Genomic DNA, 19,262 nt, shown 5'->3' on the forward strand with positions numbered 1-19,262 from the left:
GAAAGTACTTAGGACAAAACGTTGTTGCTCGCTGAAACTTCGCTGTACGAAATTATCTCCAACTCAACGTACCTGGCTCTTGCTGCCGTTGCGCTTTGGGGGCTGTATCAGATCGTGATCGTCTGGACTCGCGTCGGCCAAAAACGATTCAAGACGGAAGAACAACAAGACGCGTTCATGGATGACGTCGAGCAAATGCTGCGTGCGGGCGACTATGAAGGCGTGCACGAGTACTGCGACGGAGACGTGCGTGCGATTCCACAAATGATCGATATGGCCGTCGTCAATCGCGACGAAGGATTCAAACGTGCCAAGCAAATCATGATGGACCGTTTTCAACGCGACGTGATGAGCGATCTTGAGTACCGGCTTAGCTGGGTCAGCACGGTTATCAAAAGTGCTCCCATGATCGGGCTGTTCGGGACGGTGTTCGGGATGATGGGGGCGTTTAAAACGCTCGCAACGGCTGAGCAAGTCGAACCTTCCGCTCTGGCCGGCGATATTCAGGTTGCACTGGTGACGACGGCCAGTGGATTGGCAATCGCGATTCCACTGATGTTGTTGGTCGCCACCGTGATGATTCGGATCGCGAAAATGGAAGACTTGTTGGGCTCTGGTCTGCAGCGATTCTTCGAAGCCTTCAAGGTTGGTTTGGCCAAGTCTCAAGGCGCGGCAACCAAAAATGGTGCCTCCTCTAACGCCGAAGCGATTGCTGCTGGAGTGCGATAATGAGTCAAGGATTCATTGACGACGATGATGATGACGACGAACCAGCGATGCCTCGGAAGAAGCGTCCCGAGGAGGAGATGGACATCACTCCGATGATCGACATCACATTCCTATTGCTGATCTTCTTTGTGGTTGCATCCAAAATGGATCCGACCCAAACCGGCAAGATTCCTGAGGCGACCAACGGTTTGGCGATCTCAGCGAAGGATTCGGCCGTCATTTTCATTGAACCCGCCGGCGGTGATTCACCCGCGATTTTGCGTCGTTACGACGGTAGTGAATTCAGTAAAGACGAAGAGACCGCGACCAGTGAGATCGTTGAATACGTCACTGGCGAATTGGAGAAGTCCATCGGGACAAACAAGAACCAAGTGATGTTGCTCGGGGACGCGGAGGTGAAGGTGTCCGAGGTCACCAGAGTCCAGAAGATCATTGGCGACGCGTTTCAAGATTTAGAATTCACTTACATCGCCGTCAAAGAACAGTAAGCAACGAGCTGGGAAAAGGTGTCAGGTACCTTTTTTCATTCGTTCCTAACCCGCATCCGTTTTGAGTGACAAACATGTCAATCCAATTTGAGTGCCCTTCCTGCGGTGAGTCACGTCTCGTGAACGAACGCTTGGGCGGACGAAAAATTCGGTGCCCAGGTTGTGACTCACCTATCACGATCCCGGAGGCGCCCGCTGTCGTCGAAGCCGAACCGGTGGAGGTTGAGCCAATCGAGGCTGAACCGGTGGCGGTCGAAGCGATCCCAGCGGAGCCAGTTGTGGATGCGGAGCCTGAGTTGGTGGCTGTCGGGAGTGCTGCTTCCAAAGCTCATGCCGCGATGGGCGATGTTGCTGCGGCGGCTGACTCGGTCGAACCCGCCGCGTTCAGTTTGGATGACGATGATGACGATGCCCTGCCGCCGCGGAAGAAACGCGATGACGGCGAGTTGGACATGACACCGATGGTCGATGTGACGTTCTTGCTGCTGATCTTCTTCATGGTCACGGCGAGCTTCTCGCTGCAAAAGTCGATCCAGATGCCTCGCCAGCAATCCGAGCTGCCCAGCACGAACAACGATCCTGAAGAAACCGACGAAAAAGACCCTGTCGAACTCGAGATCGACGAGAACGGCGGCTTCCTCGTTCTTGCTCCTGAATGGGAAAAAGAAACACCTGGTAAACAGAACTTGATCAGTGCCCTGAAAGAGGCGGTGGGCGACAATCGCGATGGCATGCAGTTGAACATCAAGGTTCACGAAAATGCCAAGCTGCAGTTTCTGGTCGATGGCATGGACGCTGGAACGATTGCTGGTTTTGCGGCCTTGCAGGTCACGGAAGTCGACGGTTTTGACTGATCCTTTTCTAGACGCTCGTCCCCCTCATCGCACGCTGACAATGTCCCCGCGTCAGCAGTTGTGATTCCTTGCCTCTTGTCTTTTCTATCCACCAACAGAACCCACCGGCTCGATGGTCGGCGGTTTCACATTCATCAACATGCTTGCAAACGAACTGATTGACCAACTGGAACGGCGGGGTCTCTTGGACCAAGAGATCATTGAGGCGTTGCGAGAACAAATGTCTCAAGGTGGCTCGCGCGTGACGCCCGAAGCGGTGGCCAAGTTGTTGGTCGACAATGGGCAACTGACACGATTCCAAGCGACCAAGCTGATCGGGGAACTGCGCAGCGAATCATACGATTCCGAAGCTGCGGAAGTGATCGAAGGCGAAGAAGATTTGACGGCGCAATTGATCGACGATGAAGAGGTTGCCGAAGCCGTTATCGAAGACGACGACCCATTTGGTGACAATCCGGTCGAAGTCGAAGCCATTGAGGCAGAACCCGTCGAAGTGGTCGCCGAGGCGGAAGTCATGGGGGATGCGATGGACGGAGCGCCGTCTCGCGGTCGCCCGTCTGCTCGAGTGAAGAAGCCAGAGACCAAGTCCACGTGGGACTCGTTCAAGATCTATGGCTACTTGGGAATCATCGGATTCTTGATCATCGCCGGCGGTGTGCTCTGGTTTGTGCTTTCCAAGGGTAACGCGGACGAGTTCATTGCGTTGGCAAACAAGCAGTACGACAGCCAAAGTTATCAACCCGCCCAAGACGCCTACATCGCTTACCTCGATCAGTTTGGTGAAAACAGCCAGTACTCCTCGCTGGCGCGAACACGAATCACGATGTGCGAATTGTTTCGTGCCGAGCAAATGACTGACCCCGTTGCCGGTTTGGAAATGGCAAAGGAGAAGCTCCCAACGATCATCAATGAAGAGGCGATGAACGATGAACGCGGCAACCTAGCTGGCTTCCTCGTCGATGTCGCTGAGAACATCGCGAGAGAAGCCGAGGCGGCAAAAGAAACCGAAGAGAAACGGCGCCTGCTTGAGCGACTCGATGAGCAGCAAACGCTGATCGACAACCCGAACTACATGTTGTCGACAATGAAGACAACGTTGTCGGGTCGTTTGTTGCAATTGAGTGAAGCACGCAACCGCGTCAAACGAGAAATTGATCGCAACGTTCGTTTGGATGCGACTGAAGCTGCCATGCAATCCGCATTGGCGGAGAAAAAGACAAAGGAAGCTTACGACGAACGCGACTCGTTGCTTCGTGATTTTCCTGAACTGGCCAAAGATCCGCGTTTGGTGACATTGATTGAAGAAGCGAGCGACATTCAACAAACGTTGGTCAAGCCATCGGCAAAGACTCCGAAGATCACGAACGAACCGGCCAGTGACGCCGCAGTGAAGTCCATTGTGCTGACAACACGTCAGGGTGATTCCATTCCGGGCGTGGAAGAGGAAGTCTTTTTTCTGCGTGCCGGTGGATCGGTATTAGCGTTCGCGGTCGACGACGGTCGTTTGTTGTGGCGTGATTACACCGGGCAAGGCGAAGATTACACGCCGCTGCGTTTGGACGATGGCACCGCAGTCCTTTTGTCTGACATGGCCAACGACGAAATTCGTCGCTGTCGCGGAGAAGACGGCGAAGTCGAATGGCGTGCGAAATTTGGCGAGCCGTTTGTTGAACCTGTTTCGGGACGCGATTCCATCTTGGTGACCATGGATTCGGGCACGTTGGTTTCCTTGGATTCGGATTCGGGCGATGTCAAATGGTCGACGGATTTGTCGCAGGAGTTATCGACGCCCGCGGGACTCGATGACACGCTGAATCGAATTTATATCCCCGGCAGTCACAGCAACCTGTATGTGCTCAACGCACGCGATGGCAAGTGCATCGAAAGCTTGTATCTCGAACACGACGAAGGAACGATTGCGGTCGCTCCTGTGTCATTGTTGGGGCACGTGTTTGTGATCGAAAACGCCGGTAGCGACTACGCTCAGGTTCACGTGCTGAAAGTCGACGAAAACGGCGAAAACATCAAGATCGCTCAAAGTCCTTTCCGCTTGGATGGCAATGTTGTCGTACCTCCGATTGTTCAAAACCGTCGATTGATCGTATTGACCGATCGTGGCCAAGTTGCGGTGTACGACATTGAGCCCACATCTGAAAAAGAGCAGGTCTCGCTGATCGCTCAGCAAGTTGCCGCGTATGACAAACCCACGCTGACTCGTATGGCGGTCGGTCGCAGTCAAATGTGGATCACCGGAACGCGAATCGGTCGTTATGAATTGCAAATCAACACGGGCCGCGTCGTTTACGATTGGGGCAAGAACGAAGGTGACACCTTCATCGGCCAACCATTGTCGCTTGAGGATGTTCTCGTTCACGCTCGCGTGTTGAAAGGCACCTCCGCGATTCGTGTGACGGCGGCGGAACCTAAGACGGGACGCGAATTGTGGCGGACCGATGTCGGAACACCAATCGCCATGATCACGCGCGCTCCCGAAAGTGGTTTTCATGCGGTCACCAGCCAAGGTGCACTGTTCGAGTTGACGGCGGAATCGCTCTCGGAGGGTTCAACGCAAGGCCCGATCGAAAACCCAGGTGCCAACGGAATCTCGATGAGTTTCCAAAACCCCATTGTGGTGGATGACGTTCGGCGCATGCTGCTGAATCAATCTCAGAAGGGTGAAGCGTTGATCTATGACCCTACCCGCCGAAGTGAAAAACTACGCAAGGTGACGTTCCAGTTGACCGGGCCCAAGCCGACCGGAGTGGCAACGTTCAGTGGCGGTGGTTTGTTCTTGCCGCTTGATACCGGGCGTGCTGTGTTGATGGATTGGCAAACCGGAAGCGTCAAAGGGGCTCCGTTCCAACCGGCCAGCGACCCCACCGCCACGGTTCAGTGGACCAACCCAATCAAGAGTGCCGCTGACCCCGATCAAGTGTTGATCGCAGACAGTCGGAAGAAGCTTTATCGATTGCGAGTCGGCGACCAGATTCGAGAGTTATCGAGCGTTGACTTGGAGTCGCCTTTCTTGGGCACCGTGGCCGGCATCGAATCGAGCTTGCTCGGCAGTGTCAGTGGTCCCGCATCGGATTACTTGGTCGGACACGATCAAACGGGGCTCGAACAAACGTTCAAGAAGGTCTTGGACGGACGGATCGTTTGGGGCCCCATCGCTGCTCCGTCGGATTCCAATGGTGAGATCGCATTGTTGATCACAGACGACCAAGTGTTGCGAGGTTTCAGTGCATCTGGTGAACCTCTCTTCCAAACGCAAATGCCAGAAGGCGGCTTGTTGGTCGACCAAGTCGTTTCGACCGGTGGTCGTTGGGTTCTGACCGGCAAAGATGGTTGGTTGACCGCGGTCGATCCCGCCTCCGGCAATGTGGTTGGCACTACCCTCTTGGGCCAACCTTTGTCGGCCGGCCCGTTGCCTGTTGGCGATAAGTTGCTGGTCCCGGGCACGGAAGGTGTCGTCTACATCACGAACATTCCCGGTGACGCCTGATATCCATGCAATTCCAGTCCTTGATGAATTCCAACGTGTTGCATTTTCGACGACCTCGCTGCATTCCACGCGTCGCTCAGATAGCTTTTCTGGCGGTGGTTCTTTTCGTCGTGTGCACGTCCAGTGCGCACGCCCAATTGCTGAACTATGCCGAGTCCGGTCGTCCGGAAGCTCCCGGTTTGGAACTGCTGCAGGAAGAACCTCACGACCTGATTTACTTCACGCAGAAGTCCGGCGGCGGTTGGGTCAAGACTCGGTTGTTGGATCTACCTAGACGCGAGATCCCAGCCTCGCCGACTGGATCGCTGAAGTTCAGCATCGTCGGTGTGGAGCAACAAGAATTTGTTGCGAAGTGGACCGACATCGAGAACATCGATTTCTGGGAAAAACGTCTCGAACGAGAAACGGCCGAACGAATCAAGGCAGGTGACTTCGTCGGTGCTTACCCGTTTCTGTCGGTGTTGATTCGTGACTACCCGGCTCGGCCCGGCTTGAGACAGCTGCGGACGGAGTTCCTGTGGCGAGATGCGGGGCGACGAGCAAAGAATGGTGAGTACGGTGCGTCACTGGCGATGTTGGAAGAACTGCGTCGCTATGCACCAGAGTACAAGACGCAAACGGTTTTGACCGCAATCGGCGCGTTGACGGATCAGCTGATGGAGCAACTCGTCAGCGACGGAAAGTTGGAGTTGGGACAGCAGTTGCTAACGCGGTTGGAAAAGGAATATCGCGGCCAGGATTTGTCATCGATCAAGAAATGGAATGCTCGATTCCTATCGATGGCGGAAGACAAACGCGACCAGGCTTTGGCAGCACTAGAAGCCAAGAAATATCGCGAAGCACGCAAGTTCTCGCGTGAGAGTATCTTCCTCAAACCGGACATCGAAGGCGGCACGGAACTGGTTCGCAAAGTCGATCAGATCTACCCGTTGGTGAACGTCGGAGTTTTGCAAACCGCAACCGTTTTGGATCCAACTCGTTTAGATAACTGGGCCGCGCGTCGCGCCGGACGGTTGCTGTACCGCGTGTTGTTCGAGATGCAGGGAGCAGGTCCCGAGGGCGGCGAGTACGAATTCATTTTCGGTGACACGGAACAGAGTCCTGACCGTCAACGGTTTTCGATGTTTTTGGAACCCGAACGATTGCCGGAACCTCTCAATCAAGTCGATGGCTTCTATCTGGCCGATGTTTTGGCGGACCGAGTCAAATCAGAATCGCCGACTTACTTCTCGCCTTGGGCCGCCGCGGTTCAGGCCATCGGGCTGGACGGTCCCAAACGAATCGATTGCATCTTACGGCGTCCCAACGTGCTTCCATCAGCATTGATTCAGGTCACCGTTGATGGATCTTGGTTTGGCGGCGAGCCAGGTTCTCCCACCGGTGACTATCGCCGCGACGTCGTCGAAGGCGACGTGGTGCGTTATGTCCTCAAGGGAGAGCCTCGCACCGAATTGCAGCCACGCGAGATTGTTGAGATTCGAACGGAATCCGCAGCCGACGGCGTGAGCAAATTGTTGCAAGGCGAGGTCGACGTGCTGGACCAATTGTTCCCCGCTGATGCGGTGCGGTTGTCCAGCAATCGAAAGGTTCGTGTCGTCAAATATCCGCTTCCCAGCGTGCACATGCTGGTTCCGTGCAGCGACCACGAGTATCTGGCCGACAAGACATTCCGGCGTGCGTTGGTGTATGGAACCAACCGGGAAGACATCTTGAATGGTGAATTGCTGGAAAGCTTGGAAGTCCCTGGATGTCGCGTTTTGTCAGGGCCATTTCCCGCGGGACTCGAAGACAATGACCCGCTTGGTTACGCCTATGATCAATCCATTGCACCGCGGAATTACGAGCCCCGTTTGGCGAAGCTCCTGATGACGATGACCGCCAAGCAAATGGAATCCGAAGCGTCACGGAAAAAAGAAAAGCCACCTGAGCTAAAACCAATTCGTCTGGCGTTTCCACCGGAGAACCTTTCTCGAATCGCTTGCGAAGCCATTCGCAGCCAATGGCAATTGTTGGGATTGGAAATCGAGTTGGTTGAGTTGCCCGTCGGTCGCGCGTTTCCGGATCCGGGGACCGCCGACATTGCGTATGTGTCGGCCGCGGTATGGGAGCCCATCATTGACGCTCGTCGCGTGCTCGGTCCCGAAGGCATGGCTGGCAGCACCGATCAATTGGTTGGACTTGGTTTGCGACGTTTAGAAGAGTCTAAGAACTGGCGAGATGCTCGAGACCGATTGTTGGATTTGCATGCGATCGCTCACCACGAACTGCCTGTGCTGCCGTTGTGGCAATTGGTCGATTCGTACGCCTACAGTCGAGACTTGCTGGGCGTGGGGTCTGACATCGTGTCGCTGTATCAGAACGCTGAAAAATGGCGGTTGAGTCAATGAGTATCGCAACATCGTTTTCTAATTCCGGTCCGCTGCTTCGATATGCGACCACTCTGATCGCCTTGTTCATCGCACTGGGGCCATCTGCGCGTGGGCAAGAGCCAAATGGCGATGCTGCTGTCCAAACGGATCCAGCGTCGGAGACTGATCCTGGCGCGGAAGTCGAGACCAAAGAGGTTCAACCATTCGATTTCGATCCATATCGAACATTGATTTGGGTTGCGTCAGACTCTCCTCGTGTTTGTGCCGACACATTGCGAGATGATTTGCAGAAGGTCCTCGATCGCGATTTTCATGCGGTATGGCGAACGAAGATCGAAGACGCGCCCATGTCAGTGGCTTCGATGGCAATGCGAGTGTTATCCGAAGTCAACTTCGATACGTTAGCCGCCACGGATCCGGTGATTGCCGTCAAAAGGTCTCACGGTGATGCCGTCCGAATTCGTTTCGCAGGTGATGTGGGCCGTTACGCGTCTAGCATTTTGACCACGACGGGCCGCATGGAAGAGATCAACGCTCGATTGGCTGGTGATCCAGATTCTCCAAAGAATGCTTGGCTGAGAATCCTGCATGCGATCGAGGGCGATGCCGTCGCACTGAAGGACGCGTGGGCGAAAGAAGACACCGAGGCCATCTTGGTCTCGCGCGGCATGGCGGAAACTCTGACCGAACCAGAAGCCAAGATCATTGTTCCGCCAATTACCGGTCAGGTCATCGATGCCGCGGAAGCCTATGACAAAATCTTTATCGTTCGCATTCGAACGGCAACCTCACCGATGAAAGTCGAAAGCGTTGAGTTCGATACTCTGATGCGGTATTTCGGCGACACATCACGAGCCACCGTTTCCAGTTTCAATCTATTGCCTGAAGTTGTCGGCGCAACGCTGCGAGATGTCTTTGCTCCCGTGGCCCGGATCGATGACGCGGGAAAGAGCAATGCAGTTGGATTGGTGCGAGCGTCGGGATTGGTGACTGACAAGAATTCACCGGCACTGGTCGACGTAGGCGACGTGTTGGTGCCGATGGTTCGCAAAGATGATCGCAACGGCAATCCGATTTCGATTGGGCCGCTCGACTGGGCCTACTTGCTCGCCAAAGAGTTGGACGGGCGCCGCGTCAAAATGGATTTTCATGCGGGGCGAGCGGGTGGACTGCAGGGTCGAAAGAACGCACGCACCCACCGAGTCGGGCTCCGTATCCGACCGCGAAAAGATCAGACGCTGTTGCGTTTGCATGCCAAGGGTGACCCGAATCAGCCGCTGATTGGATACGAGATTTACGAAAAGGAACTCGAAGGCAAAAGCATGACATTCATTGGCCGTACCGATTGGAACGGTCGCTTGGATGTTGAACCGACCGACGAACAGCCTCTACGATTGTTGTACGTCAAAAACGGCGGCGCCGTGTTGGCTCGATTGCCGATGGTTCCCGGTCATCACGAAAAGATGGTTGCCGATCTCGGTGGCGACGACATGCGTTTGCAAGCTGAGTCATACATCCGTGGCGTCCAAAATTCGATCATCGACCTTCTGGCAATTCGCGAATTGTTCAAAGCTCGAATCATGATGCGACTCGAACGGGGTGATTTAGAACCAGCCGAAGAGTTGTTGGAAGTTTTGCGAAATCAACCGACCAACGAACGTCTCGCCAACGACATGGGCAAGCGTCAGTCTGAGTTCATCAAAGCGATCGGGAAGAATGCCAATCAACAACGCAAAGTGGATGAGATGTTCAGCGTGACACGTGAAATGCTGACCAAACACATCAATCCAAAGTTGGTGCGGGACTTGGAAGAGGCGGTGATTGTGGCGAAAGAAAACGGGGGCAAATTGCCACCGAAGTCAGACGAGGAAACCGACGGGGCGTGATCAAGTCGCCTCGGTTTCGTACCGCAACCGAAAGTCATCTTCGCTGAGGACTTCGACCCCAAGTGATTCGGCTTTCGTGAGTTTGCTGCCCGCCTTCTCGCCCGCGATCAGGAAATCGGTTTTCTTGCTCACGCTGCTCGCAGCACGCCCACCGAGTTCCTCGATGCGGGCTTTGATCTCATCGCGAGTGTAGTGCTGCAACGTTCCCGTCGCGACGATGTTCTTGCCCGCCAGTGGCAGGTTTGCTTCTTCGTCAGGTGTTGCGACCGGTTCCGTTTCGGACATTGTGACGCCCACGGCATCCAAATCACTGAGCGTTTGTGAGCCCGATTCGCTGTGGATAAATTTGACCAAGCTTTCAGCGATTCGATCGCCGATCTCATGGATCGCCGCCAGGTCTTCTGCCTTTGCCGAACGCAGTAGATCAAGATTCCAAAACTTCGCCGTGATAAGCTTGGCGACTCGTGGTCCGATGTGACGGATGCTGATCGATGACAGCACGCGAGCCAACCCGCGGGTGCGGCTTTCGTTGATGCCGGCGACAAGGCTCTCGGCGTTCTTACGGCCGAACTGCACCTCGATCATCTCATCGCCTTTGCCCTTTCTCAACCGCGGCCAAGTCAATTCGGCGAGTTCATCCACATTCAATCGGTAAAGGTCGGCGTAGTTTTCGACCAACTCTTTTTGCAGCAGCAGATCGACGACTTCTTCACCCAGGCCATCGATGTCCATGCCGGTTCGACTGCCAAAGTAGACCAATCGTTGCCGAAGTTGAGCGGGACACGCCGGGTTAGTGCAACGGATGTAAACGCCGCCTTCGTCACGAGTCAGTACTTCATCGCACTGTGGGCAGTGGGTTGGGAATTCGAACTTAGGAAGTGGTTTGGTGCGAGCATGTTTCTCGACTCGCACGACCTTGGGAATGATTTTGCCGGCCTTCTCGACGACCACGGTATCTCCGACGCGAACGTCCAATCGTTCGATCTCGTCAGCGTTGTGCAGGGAGGCTCGCGAGACGGTGGTGTCGGCGATGTCGACCGGCGTCAGGTAAGCAACTGGCGTGATTGTGCCCGTCTTGCCGACTTGCACATCGATCGCCTCAAGTGTGGTGATGGCTTCATAGCGTTCGAATTTGTAAGCTATTACCCAGCGTGGGCTCTTGCTGCGGACACCCAGTTTTTCGCGCTGCTCGAACGAGTCGACTTTGAACACGATGCCGTCGATTTCAAACGGCAGATCAGGCATCTCCAATTCGAGTTTCGCGATCGCTTGAAGTGCATCCTCTTTGTTTTCAAAGCGAACAACATCCGGTGCGATCGGGATTCCTAACGCCTGAACATGTTGCAGGAACGTCATGTGGTCAGATGCTCGAACGCCGACTAATTCGCCGCTGCCATGACAGAAGAATCGGATGTTGCGTGAGGCTGCGATTTTGGGATCGAGCAAGCGAATCGTTCCCGCAGTGACGTTGCGGGTGTTCTTGAACGGTTCGTGACCGGCATCGGTTTGACGGACATTGAGGTCCGCTAGATCCGCGTCGGTCATGTACAGTTCGCCGCGTACTTCCAGAACTTCGGGAACGTTGCCGCCGGCAACTTCCGGATGTGCAAGTGCGGCATCGGCGATCGATCGGGGCAATTCGCGGATGGTGCGAACGTTGTGTGTGATGTCATCGCCGACTTGCCCGTTGCCTCGTGTGAGTGCCAGTGTCAATTCACCGTTCTCGTAGCGAATGGAACCGGCGACACCGTCGATCTTGTACTCCATTGTCCACGCAACCGATTCGCCTTCGAGCGATTTCTCAATTCGCTCCATCGCCGCGGCCAATTCTTCGCGACTGTAGGTGTTGTCGATCGACAACATGGGAACGCGGTGCGGAACCTGAACCAATTGGTCCACAACATCGCCGCCGACCAATTGTGTTGGCGAATCGGGCCGGCGGAGGTCCGGGTGATCGTTTTCGAGTTGCGTAAGCTCGGCCAGCAATTGATCGTATTGCAGGTCGGTGATCTCGGGTGCCGCATCGTCGTAGTACAGGCGATTGTGGCGATTAATTTCGTCGACGAGTTGTTGCACGCGGCTGGCAATGGAATCGGAGGCCACGAAACGATCCTGGGGCATGAGAAATTCATCAACGCTCTCGGCAGACCGAGATGGTCATCCATTGTCCGTCTGGTCACCGCTGATTCCAGACCCCTTTGTTTGCTCTTGGAAATTCCCGTCCGATCCGTGGTGTATGGGCACGTTCGCCAGACCGTGAATCACGAAAAAACGGAGCCCACCCGCAGCGAATTGAAATCGCTGGCAAGTCTGGCTCCGTGATGAACTGCGGTTCGATCGGACTTATCGCGAGTCCATTTGACTACTCGGCGGTGCCGGCAGCTGCATCGATGCCTTCTTTGGCTTTCTCGCCACCTTGGTCGATGGCACCATCAACGGTTTCTTTGGCAGCTTCAGGAACCATGTCTGTGGTCGCGTCTTTCGCGGAACCAGCAGCGGAATCGACGCCCGCTTTGGCTTGGTCAGCGATTCCGGCAGCGGTGTCCGAGCCTTTTTCGCATCCGCTCAAAACAGCAACAAACGCGAGGGCGAGCAACAATTGGGTGAGCTTCGTGAACATCAATTTGATCCTAGAAAAATGGACTGGGCGAATCCCGACAAAATGAGTGATCCCCCCTACGAAGGCAACCCTATCCCAATCGCGTTGGAACACAAGTGGACCGGGCAATGCCGACTCTTATTCGGCGTTCATTCCTCCAAAGATGCGCACACCAATTGCTTGTCATTTCTGGCAAAGATACAGCGGTTAGCGTATGCGGGATGAGACCAGGTGACACCGTTGCGGCGTGGCAGTTGAACAGTGGTTGTGTCAAGCAAATGTGTTTGGCTGAGCGGTTGATATCCTTCTGGCGTCAAATGTGCGATCGTTAGTTGACCTTGATCGTTGAACATCCAATCCGTTTGCGATCCCGCTTGTTGATGGACCACAGTGTGGATCGTGCCCCAGCGATTTCGCGGAACCGCGGTGGTGTCTTCCCATACCCGTTCGCCGGTCTCTGCATCGAGGCACCGCAGTTCGCCATAGCTGTCGACACCGTAGACGTATCCGTCACGCATGACCGGTGTGCTGATGATTGATTGCAAAGCACGTGTGTTCTTTTCGTCGACACCGACTCGATGCCACTTTTTCTTCGCGGTTGGTTCGGTCGCGGACAACTCGACCATCATCGAACCATCGTAGAACGAAGTCACAAACAAAAGGTTGTCATTGACGACGGGTGTGGCGACTCCAATCGGCATACGAGACGGAGGGAACGGGATGCTCCAGAACACATCGCCGGTCGAAGGAGACAATCCGCTGATGCTGTCTCCCGTCCAGCAGACGACGACATCTTTGCCGCCTTGTTGAATCAGGATCGGAGCGGAATAGCAGGCACGTTCATCAAGCGAACGCCATACTTCTTTGCCGGTTGCCAAATCAAATCCAACCACGCACGCCCCGTCCGAACCCCCGACGATCTGGATCACAATGGGCTGATCGGTGTCGCCGACAACTACAAGAGGAGCACCAGTGATGCCCCAAGCTGGCATGTCGATATCGTATTCCTGATGCAGATCGTGTTTCCAAAGAATGTTTCCATTGGCAGCATCGAGACAATGAAAATGTCCCATTGAACCCACCGCCAATGCCTTTCCTTCATGAACAGTGACGCTGGCACGCGGACCGGCTCGATAGCCGATTTCGTAAGCGGCTGGATAAGACTGTTCCCAGATCAGACTGCCATCTGATTCTGCGAAGCACAGCACACGTTCGATTTCATTGGGCTCCGATTGACGGTCGGTGACATAGACGCGTCCGTCAGCCACGGTCGGTCCGCTGTAGCCTGAACCGATTGCTACCGACCATTTCAGCGGAAGTTGGCCTTCAGGCAGCTCAGTTACGATCCCGGTCTCGGTCCAATTGCCATCGCGATCAGTGCCTCGCCATTGAGGCCAATCCTCTGCGATCGCGTTGCCGCCAAAAATCAGCAAAGTTCCGAGCAACAACAATCGTTTTGCCGACCGGCCACAAATGCCTGACGAGAATAGAGCACTTCGAATCAAACGTCGGATAGCCATCGGAAGTTCCTGATCGGAAAAAGAGTACGGAACGTGGAAGTCTAATGCGTCCGCGAGGACGTTACGAGTTGCTGTATTTTGCCTGGGTTCGCTGTTTTGTCGCTCTCCGCGGCGTGAAACACGATCGCTGTGGCGATCAAACTCAAATTTCCGTATTGAAACGGTGTCCGTTCTCCGCCGACGGCCAAATCTTTCCGGCGGTTTCGCCGCCATACTGATTGCACGCAGTGGTCCCGATGAGCCACCCACTGAGATCGACGTCTCGTTCCACTCATTCGCAAATGCGAATTTCGCTGGCTCATGCCACGGCATCGGCAATTGATATCGATCGCTCCATCGGCAGGCGGTGGACCGTTTTGCTGTGGTTTATCTGCTGCATATTGGTGTGGCTCACCATCAGCATCGCAGACGCGCAAGAGATTGTTTGGACGACTCCCAAGCCGCCTCCCTTCACTTCATCAAACGTCACGTCTTCGACTGTCATTTCGTCGAGTCCTGGTTGGGCAACCCAAACCGAATCAGTCAGCGCGAGCCCGGGTTACACCGAACACGGACACTCCGAAACTTCGACGCGAGGACGTTTGTCGCCTCCCGAGTTCACCTCCAACAACGCGTTCACTTCCGGCAATCCGTCCAGTTCGTTCGCTGATTCGCGGTCGTCGCGGTTGGGCGATTCGCAGCTGCAAACTCGGCCCGTCGAAAAAAGGTACACAGCGTCGTCTGAAGCATCGCCTCTGAATCTCAACCGACAAGCCCGCACAGCGTCGGGATGGTCCCGCACCGATTCAGATTGGGCCCGCACCACGTCGGAGTGGGATGGCGCAGATGCCACGGAAGCAAAAACGGTGAGCTATCCGTTGCTGCCACGCCAACGCGGAGAGTCCGACGAGTGGCGACAATCGCCCTACGCCGACATGCATGTGCGAGCCGCTCAGCAATCCGAAATGCGATTCCGCTCGCTCGCTCAAACATCAGATCCCATTGCGGCGGACATCGCAAATCAAAACGTGGATTTGGTTCAGCAATGGATCGAACTTGCAACGAGTTACAACCAACTAGCGACTCGCCTTTACGATGCCAAGGATCAACTCGATGCGACGCGTTCGGACTACGAAGACGTCCATCAAAAGCTCACTCGCCACGGTTTGACACCGACCATTGGTTTGTTGCTTCGCCACAAAAAGGATCAGCTGGATCAGTGGCAAATTGAAAACAGCCAGACGGCTTTGGCCAGCGAAGCACTTGGGAAGGCGAGACAAAAACAATTGGAACTCGACCTGATCCGGTTGGATGGTTCGGATCCGGAGCAGCAAGCGGCGCAAGTTCTTGGTGATGTTGGTTACGACGCAAACCGCTATGGCGATCCGCTGCGTTTGCAAGTGGAGGAATTGCTGCGTCAACGAGCTGCGTGGATTCGCTCGCTGCAGGTCGGTTATCAGGATCAGCAGCAAAAGATCAGTGAATTGGATTCTATCGCGACCGCATCGCAGTCATTGGCAACCGACTACCGAATGCTGATCGATCGGCATGTCATGTGGATTCGCAGTGATGAGCCAATCGGACTGCGTGACGCTCGCAATCTGAAAGGCGGCATGGCGGCCTTGTTTGACTCCAATCGAAGTGCCGACTTTGGCCCGACCTTTGAGCGGAAAATCTCTGCCAATCCAGTGGGTGCGATTGGTTTGCTCGTCGGAATCGTCTTGATATTGGTGCTTCGTTGGATCGCGAAGTCTTGGTTGGTCGCCATCGGAAGCCGTAGGAGAATGCGGAAGGCATCGCCGAATAAGCGGAAGCTTTACGCCGGTGTGCTCACGGTTTTGGTCGCCGCTGGGATTCCCGCGGTCCTGTTCTGGATTGGTCGATGGTTGGGAACCGGTGTGGTGTCCGAAGCAACATTGCATGCTGCGAGTGCCTTTTGTGCAGGCAGTTTGGTAGCGTGGTTGATCGAAGTCCCACGGCAATGGCTGCGGGCGGACGGGTACTTGGATCAGCATGTCGACATCGAGTTGTCGCGTCGCCCACGAGCGATGAAGTACCTGACCATCATTGGGATGGGATTGGTCATCGCTGCGTACACCATCACATTGATGAGCCAAATCGATCACGGGATGTGGCGTGGTTCCGTCGCTCGAGTGGGATTCATTCTGGCGATGTTGCTGGTTGGATGGACGATGCATTTGGCGTTGCGACCGGTCGGGGGTTTTCTGGAACCGTTGATTGAAAAGTATTGCGGTAGCGTCATCCATCGCGGTCGATTCCTGATGTATTTCGCTGGCATCGGTTTGCCGTTGTTTTTGATTGGTTTGTCTGCACTTGGGTACAGCGTCACGACGCACGAGATCATTCAGCGGATCATCTTCACGGCCGCAACCTTGATGTCTGCGTCGATTCTTTGGGCCGGTGTGAAGTATGTGTCCGCCGAACTTTGGCATCTGCTGACCGGGACGCGTGGATCCACTCAAGAGCCAGGTGACAGTGAGGAACTTGAAACGGGACGCGTCGCTGGTGCACTCGGCGAACACTTTCTAGAGCTCAAACACCACCTCGCGTTTCTGTGTCAGTGTGCATTGGCCTTGGGGGCAATCGTTTGCTTTGGATGGCTTTGGATCGATGTGTTTCCAAATGTGCGGATGGGTAACCCGGTTCTATGGACGGTCGAGGACACTGTTCAGCAGGCAAGCGTCAACACGACCGGACAAACTATTATGCAGTCCGTGGTCGAAACGACGCCTGTTACCGCGATGAATCTGTTGCTTGCTGCGGGAACACTTTTCGTCGCCTTTCAGCTGGCAAAGCTGTTGCCTGCCCTGTTCGATGCACTCGTGTTGCAACGGGTTTCGTTCGACGAAGGCATGGAACATTTCACGTTGGTGCTGGGAAGATTCCTGCTGTTCAGTGTTGGATGTTTCATCGCCTGCAAATGGATCGGAGTTCGCTGGCACACGATCCAGTGGTTGGCGGTTGGATTGATGATCGGCTTGGGCTTTGGTTTGCAAGACATGGTCCGAAACCTGTTTGGCGGGTTCATTGTGTTGTTTGAAAAGCCCGCCAGATTGGGTGACCTGATTACAGTCGGGAACTTCACTGGACGCGTCGCGGCGCAGCGTCTGCGAACGACGGTGTTGTCCGACGATGATGGTCGAGAAGTGATCATTCCCAACAAGAATTTCGTCAGCGACGACGTGGTCAACTGGATGGGGGCGGGACGTCTGTGCGTGATTCCCATGGAGGTTGCCGTCACGCGAGACGAGCGGCCAGCGGACCTGTGCCGGACGTTGCAGGAATTGATGATCGAGCAGCCGGACGTGCTGCTGACTCCGGCGCCCCAGGCAACGTTGGTCTGCGTCGGCCAGCGATCCCAACGGATTGAAGTGCGTGCTTGGATCGAACAGGGGCAGAACGCTGAACGCTATCGTGACCAGTTGTTGAAGCTCGTTCGACGCCATTTGCTCGAACGAAACTTGCTGGCGCAAAACCAACCATCTCAACCGGAGATGCGAGATGTGTTGACCAAGCAAGACGATTCGGAAGACTTCTTCGACGACGACTTTGGTCGACCTCGAATTTCCGACGCGATCCGCAAACGCAAACGGCGGGCGTAACAAGTGACATGAGCCTGGCGGGATTGGCTCAGTCCGGAACATCAATGATGTGATCGGTAACGAAGTGAGATGGCGCATGACTTGCTTAGGTCGATGCGCTAATTGGAGAAACTTTTCTTCCCACTTCGAAATCGAAAGGTCATAAATGTTCTATCACGATGGTGGCAAGCTTCAGTATCCCGTTCGCGTTGAGAAACCAAGTCCACTCTTTGCCAAAGCTCTTCAGCAAGCCATTGGCGGTGTCCAGGGCGAAGTTCGCGTTTGCTTGCAATATCTATTTCAAGCTTGGGGCGCACGTGGTCCGGCAAAGTATCGAGACATGTTGCTCGAAACGGGGACGGAAGAAATGGCGCACATTGAAATGTTGGCAACCGCTGTTGCATTGAACCTGGAAGGTGCACCGCTGGAACAAGAAGAAGCGGCGAAAGACCCGGTGGTGATGGCGGCAATGGGCGGCATGAACATCCAACATGCGATCGGTACCTGCATGGCCGCGATGCCGGTCGACAGCGAAGGTGTGCCGTTCAATTGCAGTCATGTGTATGCCAGCGGAAACGTTGCCGCGGACATGCTGGCCAACGCGACTGCTGAATCCACGGGACGCATGCTCGCGGTCCAGCTATGGAAAATGACTGACGATCCCGGCATGAAAGACATGTTGAGCTACATGATCGCTCGCGACACCATGCACCAAAATCAATGGCTCGCGGCTTGGGAAGAGTTGGGCGGTCCCGAAAATCATCCGATCCCGAACTCGTTCCCGCAAGAAAACGAGAACAGTGACTACGCGTACGCGTTCATGTCCTTTGGCATTGGTGATGACTTCGAAACCCCGCGGGGTGAATGGACCAAGGGCAAATCGTTTGACGGAAAAGGTTCCAACTCCGTGGTCAGAATGCGACCACTGGGTGACAAGCCACAGTTGGGAGCGGCTTCTCCGAAGACCGCGGCCCAAAAAGGTCAAATGAAGAAATGAGAATGTGCTTCCACCCTTGGTCGACTGAATTGAAGGAGACATCATGAAAAGTAGTATGAAACGACGTGAAGCGGTTGGCACATTGCTCACCGGAGGCGTCGGCGGCCTCGCTGGCATCCTTGCAAACCGTCCGGTGCAAGCTTCTGACGGAAGTGCTTCGGTAACCGATGTGTTCTGTTCGGAATTGACGCTTTCACCGCAGAAAACGTCTGAAACGAAAGCGGTGAATCAGTTGCGGGAATTCGTGCCGACCCGCGTTCGTTCTGGACATGTGTTCTGCACGCTGACCTCCCAGGATGCGAAGAACCCGGCGATCACATCGGTGTACGCCGCACCGGTCGTCCGAGACGGTCAACCTGGCGCAGAGATCACGATTCATTTTTTGGGGCAACCTCGAAGTGACGTGAACCTGAGCCTCTTGCATGTGGGTGTGTCGGCCTGATTCGAACACGCTATTGCCTCGTCAACTCGCTCGCCCGCCACGATTGTTCTCGGTCGTGGCGGGCTTTTTCTTACGAAGGTCGACAGGAATGATCGGGTGCGACGAAGTGAGCCGTTTGGGCGTTAGCCCCGGTTCTACGTGGGAGCAACGACGCTACTCCTTAAATCAGATGCTGAAAGACTCCTGCCGAACTGCTTAGCAGCATGTTGATTTAGTCGTATACCGAGTGACAACAATTAGCCGATGGGCGTTAGTCCCGGTTGGCGTCTGACTAACCGCCGCTAACGCGGTACGG

The 19,262-nt window shown here is 54.9% G+C and carries 12 protein-coding genes; 9 read left to right on the forward strand and 3 right to left on the reverse strand.

Translation table 11 applies throughout. The annotated features are described in order from the left end of the window. The first annotated feature begins 21 nt into the window (after positions 1 to 21). From RB_RS22130 to RB_RS22155, 6 genes are all read left to right on the forward strand, one after another. Positions 22 to 729 carry a MotA/TolQ/ExbB proton channel family protein gene (locus RB_RS22130; RefSeq protein WP_007324221.1) on the forward strand — a complete coding sequence of 236 codons (708 nt, stop codon included), beginning with the start codon at positions 22 to 24 and terminating at the stop codon, positions 727 to 729. Continuing rightward, positions 729 to 1,217: an ExbD/TolR family protein gene (locus RB_RS22135; RefSeq protein ID WP_007324222.1), complete on the forward strand. Its 489-nt coding sequence runs from the start codon at positions 729 to 731 to the stop codon at positions 1,215 to 1,217. Before RB_RS22130 ends, RB_RS22135 begins: the two co-directional genes overlap by 1 nt. Positions 1,218 to 1,336: 119 nt before the next feature. Next, positions 1,337 to 2,071, forward strand: a complete 735-nt coding sequence (locus RB_RS22140) for an ExbD/TolR family protein (protein WP_007324223.1) — start codon at positions 1,337 to 1,339, stop codon at positions 2,069 to 2,071. A 112-nt stretch (positions 2,072 to 2,183) separates the two neighbouring features. Further along, positions 2,184 to 5,573, forward strand: coding sequence for an outer membrane protein assembly factor BamB family protein (locus RB_RS22145; RefSeq protein ID WP_011122891.1), 3,390 nt, complete (start codon positions 2,184 to 2,186; stop codon positions 5,571 to 5,573). A 5-nt stretch (positions 5,574 to 5,578) separates the two neighbouring features. Beyond that, on the forward strand, positions 5,579 to 7,960 hold the full coding sequence (locus tag RB_RS22150) for an ABC transporter substrate-binding protein (protein ID WP_011122892.1): 2,382 nt from the start codon (positions 5,579 to 5,581) through the stop codon (positions 7,958 to 7,960). After that, complete coding sequence (locus tag RB_RS22155) at positions 7,942 to 9,828, forward strand: hypothetical protein (protein ID WP_011122893.1); 1,887 nt, start codon at positions 7,942 to 7,944, stop codon at positions 9,826 to 9,828. Before RB_RS22150 ends, RB_RS22155 begins: the two co-directional genes overlap by 19 nt. Here RB_RS22155 and ligA read toward each other — a convergent pair whose 3' ends face one another. From ligA to RB_RS22170, 3 genes are all read right to left on the reverse strand, one after another. Then, the gene (gene ligA / locus RB_RS22160) at positions 9,829 to 11,931 is read right to left on the reverse strand and encodes an NAD-dependent DNA ligase LigA (RefSeq protein ID WP_423816369.1); all 2,103 of its coding nucleotides are present in this window, start codon (positions 11,929 to 11,931) and stop codon (positions 9,829 to 9,831) included. It abuts the gene before it with no gap. A gap of 259 nt (positions 11,932 to 12,190) precedes the next feature. Next, positions 12,191 to 12,448 (reverse strand): hypothetical protein, encoded by a 258-nt coding sequence (locus tag RB_RS22165; RefSeq protein WP_007325512.1) that lies wholly within the window; start codon positions 12,446 to 12,448, stop codon positions 12,191 to 12,193. Positions 12,449 to 12,576: 128 nt separating this feature from the next. Continuing rightward, a complete protein-coding gene (locus RB_RS22170; protein WP_007335012.1) occupies positions 12,577 to 13,947 on the reverse strand; it encodes a PQQ-binding-like beta-propeller repeat protein in 1,371 nt (456 codons plus the stop codon). A 281-nt stretch (positions 13,948 to 14,228) separates the two neighbouring features. On the opposite strand from RB_RS22170, the gene RB_RS22185 reads away from it, so the two are divergent. From RB_RS22185 to RB_RS22195, 3 genes are all read left to right on the forward strand, one after another. Further along, positions 14,229 to 17,549 (forward strand): mechanosensitive ion channel domain-containing protein, encoded by a 3,321-nt coding sequence (locus tag RB_RS22185; RefSeq protein ID WP_231845880.1) that lies wholly within the window; start codon positions 14,229 to 14,231, stop codon positions 17,547 to 17,549. Between the two features lie 145 nt (positions 17,550 to 17,694). Then, a complete protein-coding gene (locus tag RB_RS22190) occupies positions 17,695 to 18,525 on the forward strand; it encodes a manganese catalase family protein (protein WP_007325516.1) in 831 nt (276 codons plus the stop codon). A gap of 55 nt (positions 18,526 to 18,580) precedes the next feature. Beyond that, positions 18,581 to 18,967, forward strand: a complete 387-nt coding sequence (locus tag RB_RS22195; protein WP_164922997.1) for a hypothetical protein — start codon at positions 18,581 to 18,583, stop codon at positions 18,965 to 18,967. Positions 18,968 to 19,262 lie beyond the last annotated feature (295 nt).

Source organism: Rhodopirellula baltica SH 1 (genome assembly GCF_000196115.1).
Lineage (GTDB): Bacteria > Planctomycetota > Planctomycetia > Pirellulales > Pirellulaceae > Rhodopirellula > Rhodopirellula baltica.

What these genes read in the sequence shown, in the direction of transcription:
- RB_RS22190 (WP_007325516.1), top strand. Translation starts at nt 17,695, where the DNA reads ATGTTCTATCACGATGGTGGCAAGCTTCAGTATCCCGTTCGCGTTGAG.
- RB_RS22165 (WP_007325512.1), bottom strand. Translation starts at nt 12,448, where the DNA reads ATGTTCACGAAGCTCACCCAATTGTTGCTCGCCCTCGCGTTTGTTGCT.
- RB_RS22170 (WP_007335012.1), bottom strand. Translation starts at nt 13,947, where the DNA reads ATGGCTATCCGACGTTTGATTCGAAGTGCTCTATTCTCGTCAGGCATT.
- RB_RS22145 (WP_011122891.1), top strand. Translation starts at nt 2,184, where the DNA reads ATGGTCGGCGGTTTCACATTCATCAACATGCTTGCAAACGAACTGATT.
- RB_RS22150 (WP_011122892.1), top strand. Translation starts at nt 5,579, where the DNA reads ATGCAATTCCAGTCCTTGATGAATTCCAACGTGTTGCATTTTCGACGA.
- RB_RS22195 (WP_164922997.1), top strand. Translation starts at nt 18,581, where the DNA reads ATGAAACGACGTGAAGCGGTTGGCACATTGCTCACCGGAGGCGTCGGC.
- RB_RS22155 (WP_011122893.1), top strand. Translation starts at nt 7,942, where the DNA reads ATGGCGGTTGAGTCAATGAGTATCGCAACATCGTTTTCTAATTCCGGT.
- RB_RS22135 (WP_007324222.1), top strand. Translation starts at nt 729, where the DNA reads ATGAGTCAAGGATTCATTGACGACGATGATGATGACGACGAACCAGCG.
- RB_RS22185 (WP_231845880.1), top strand. Translation starts at nt 14,229, where the DNA reads ATGCGAATTTCGCTGGCTCATGCCACGGCATCGGCAATTGATATCGAT.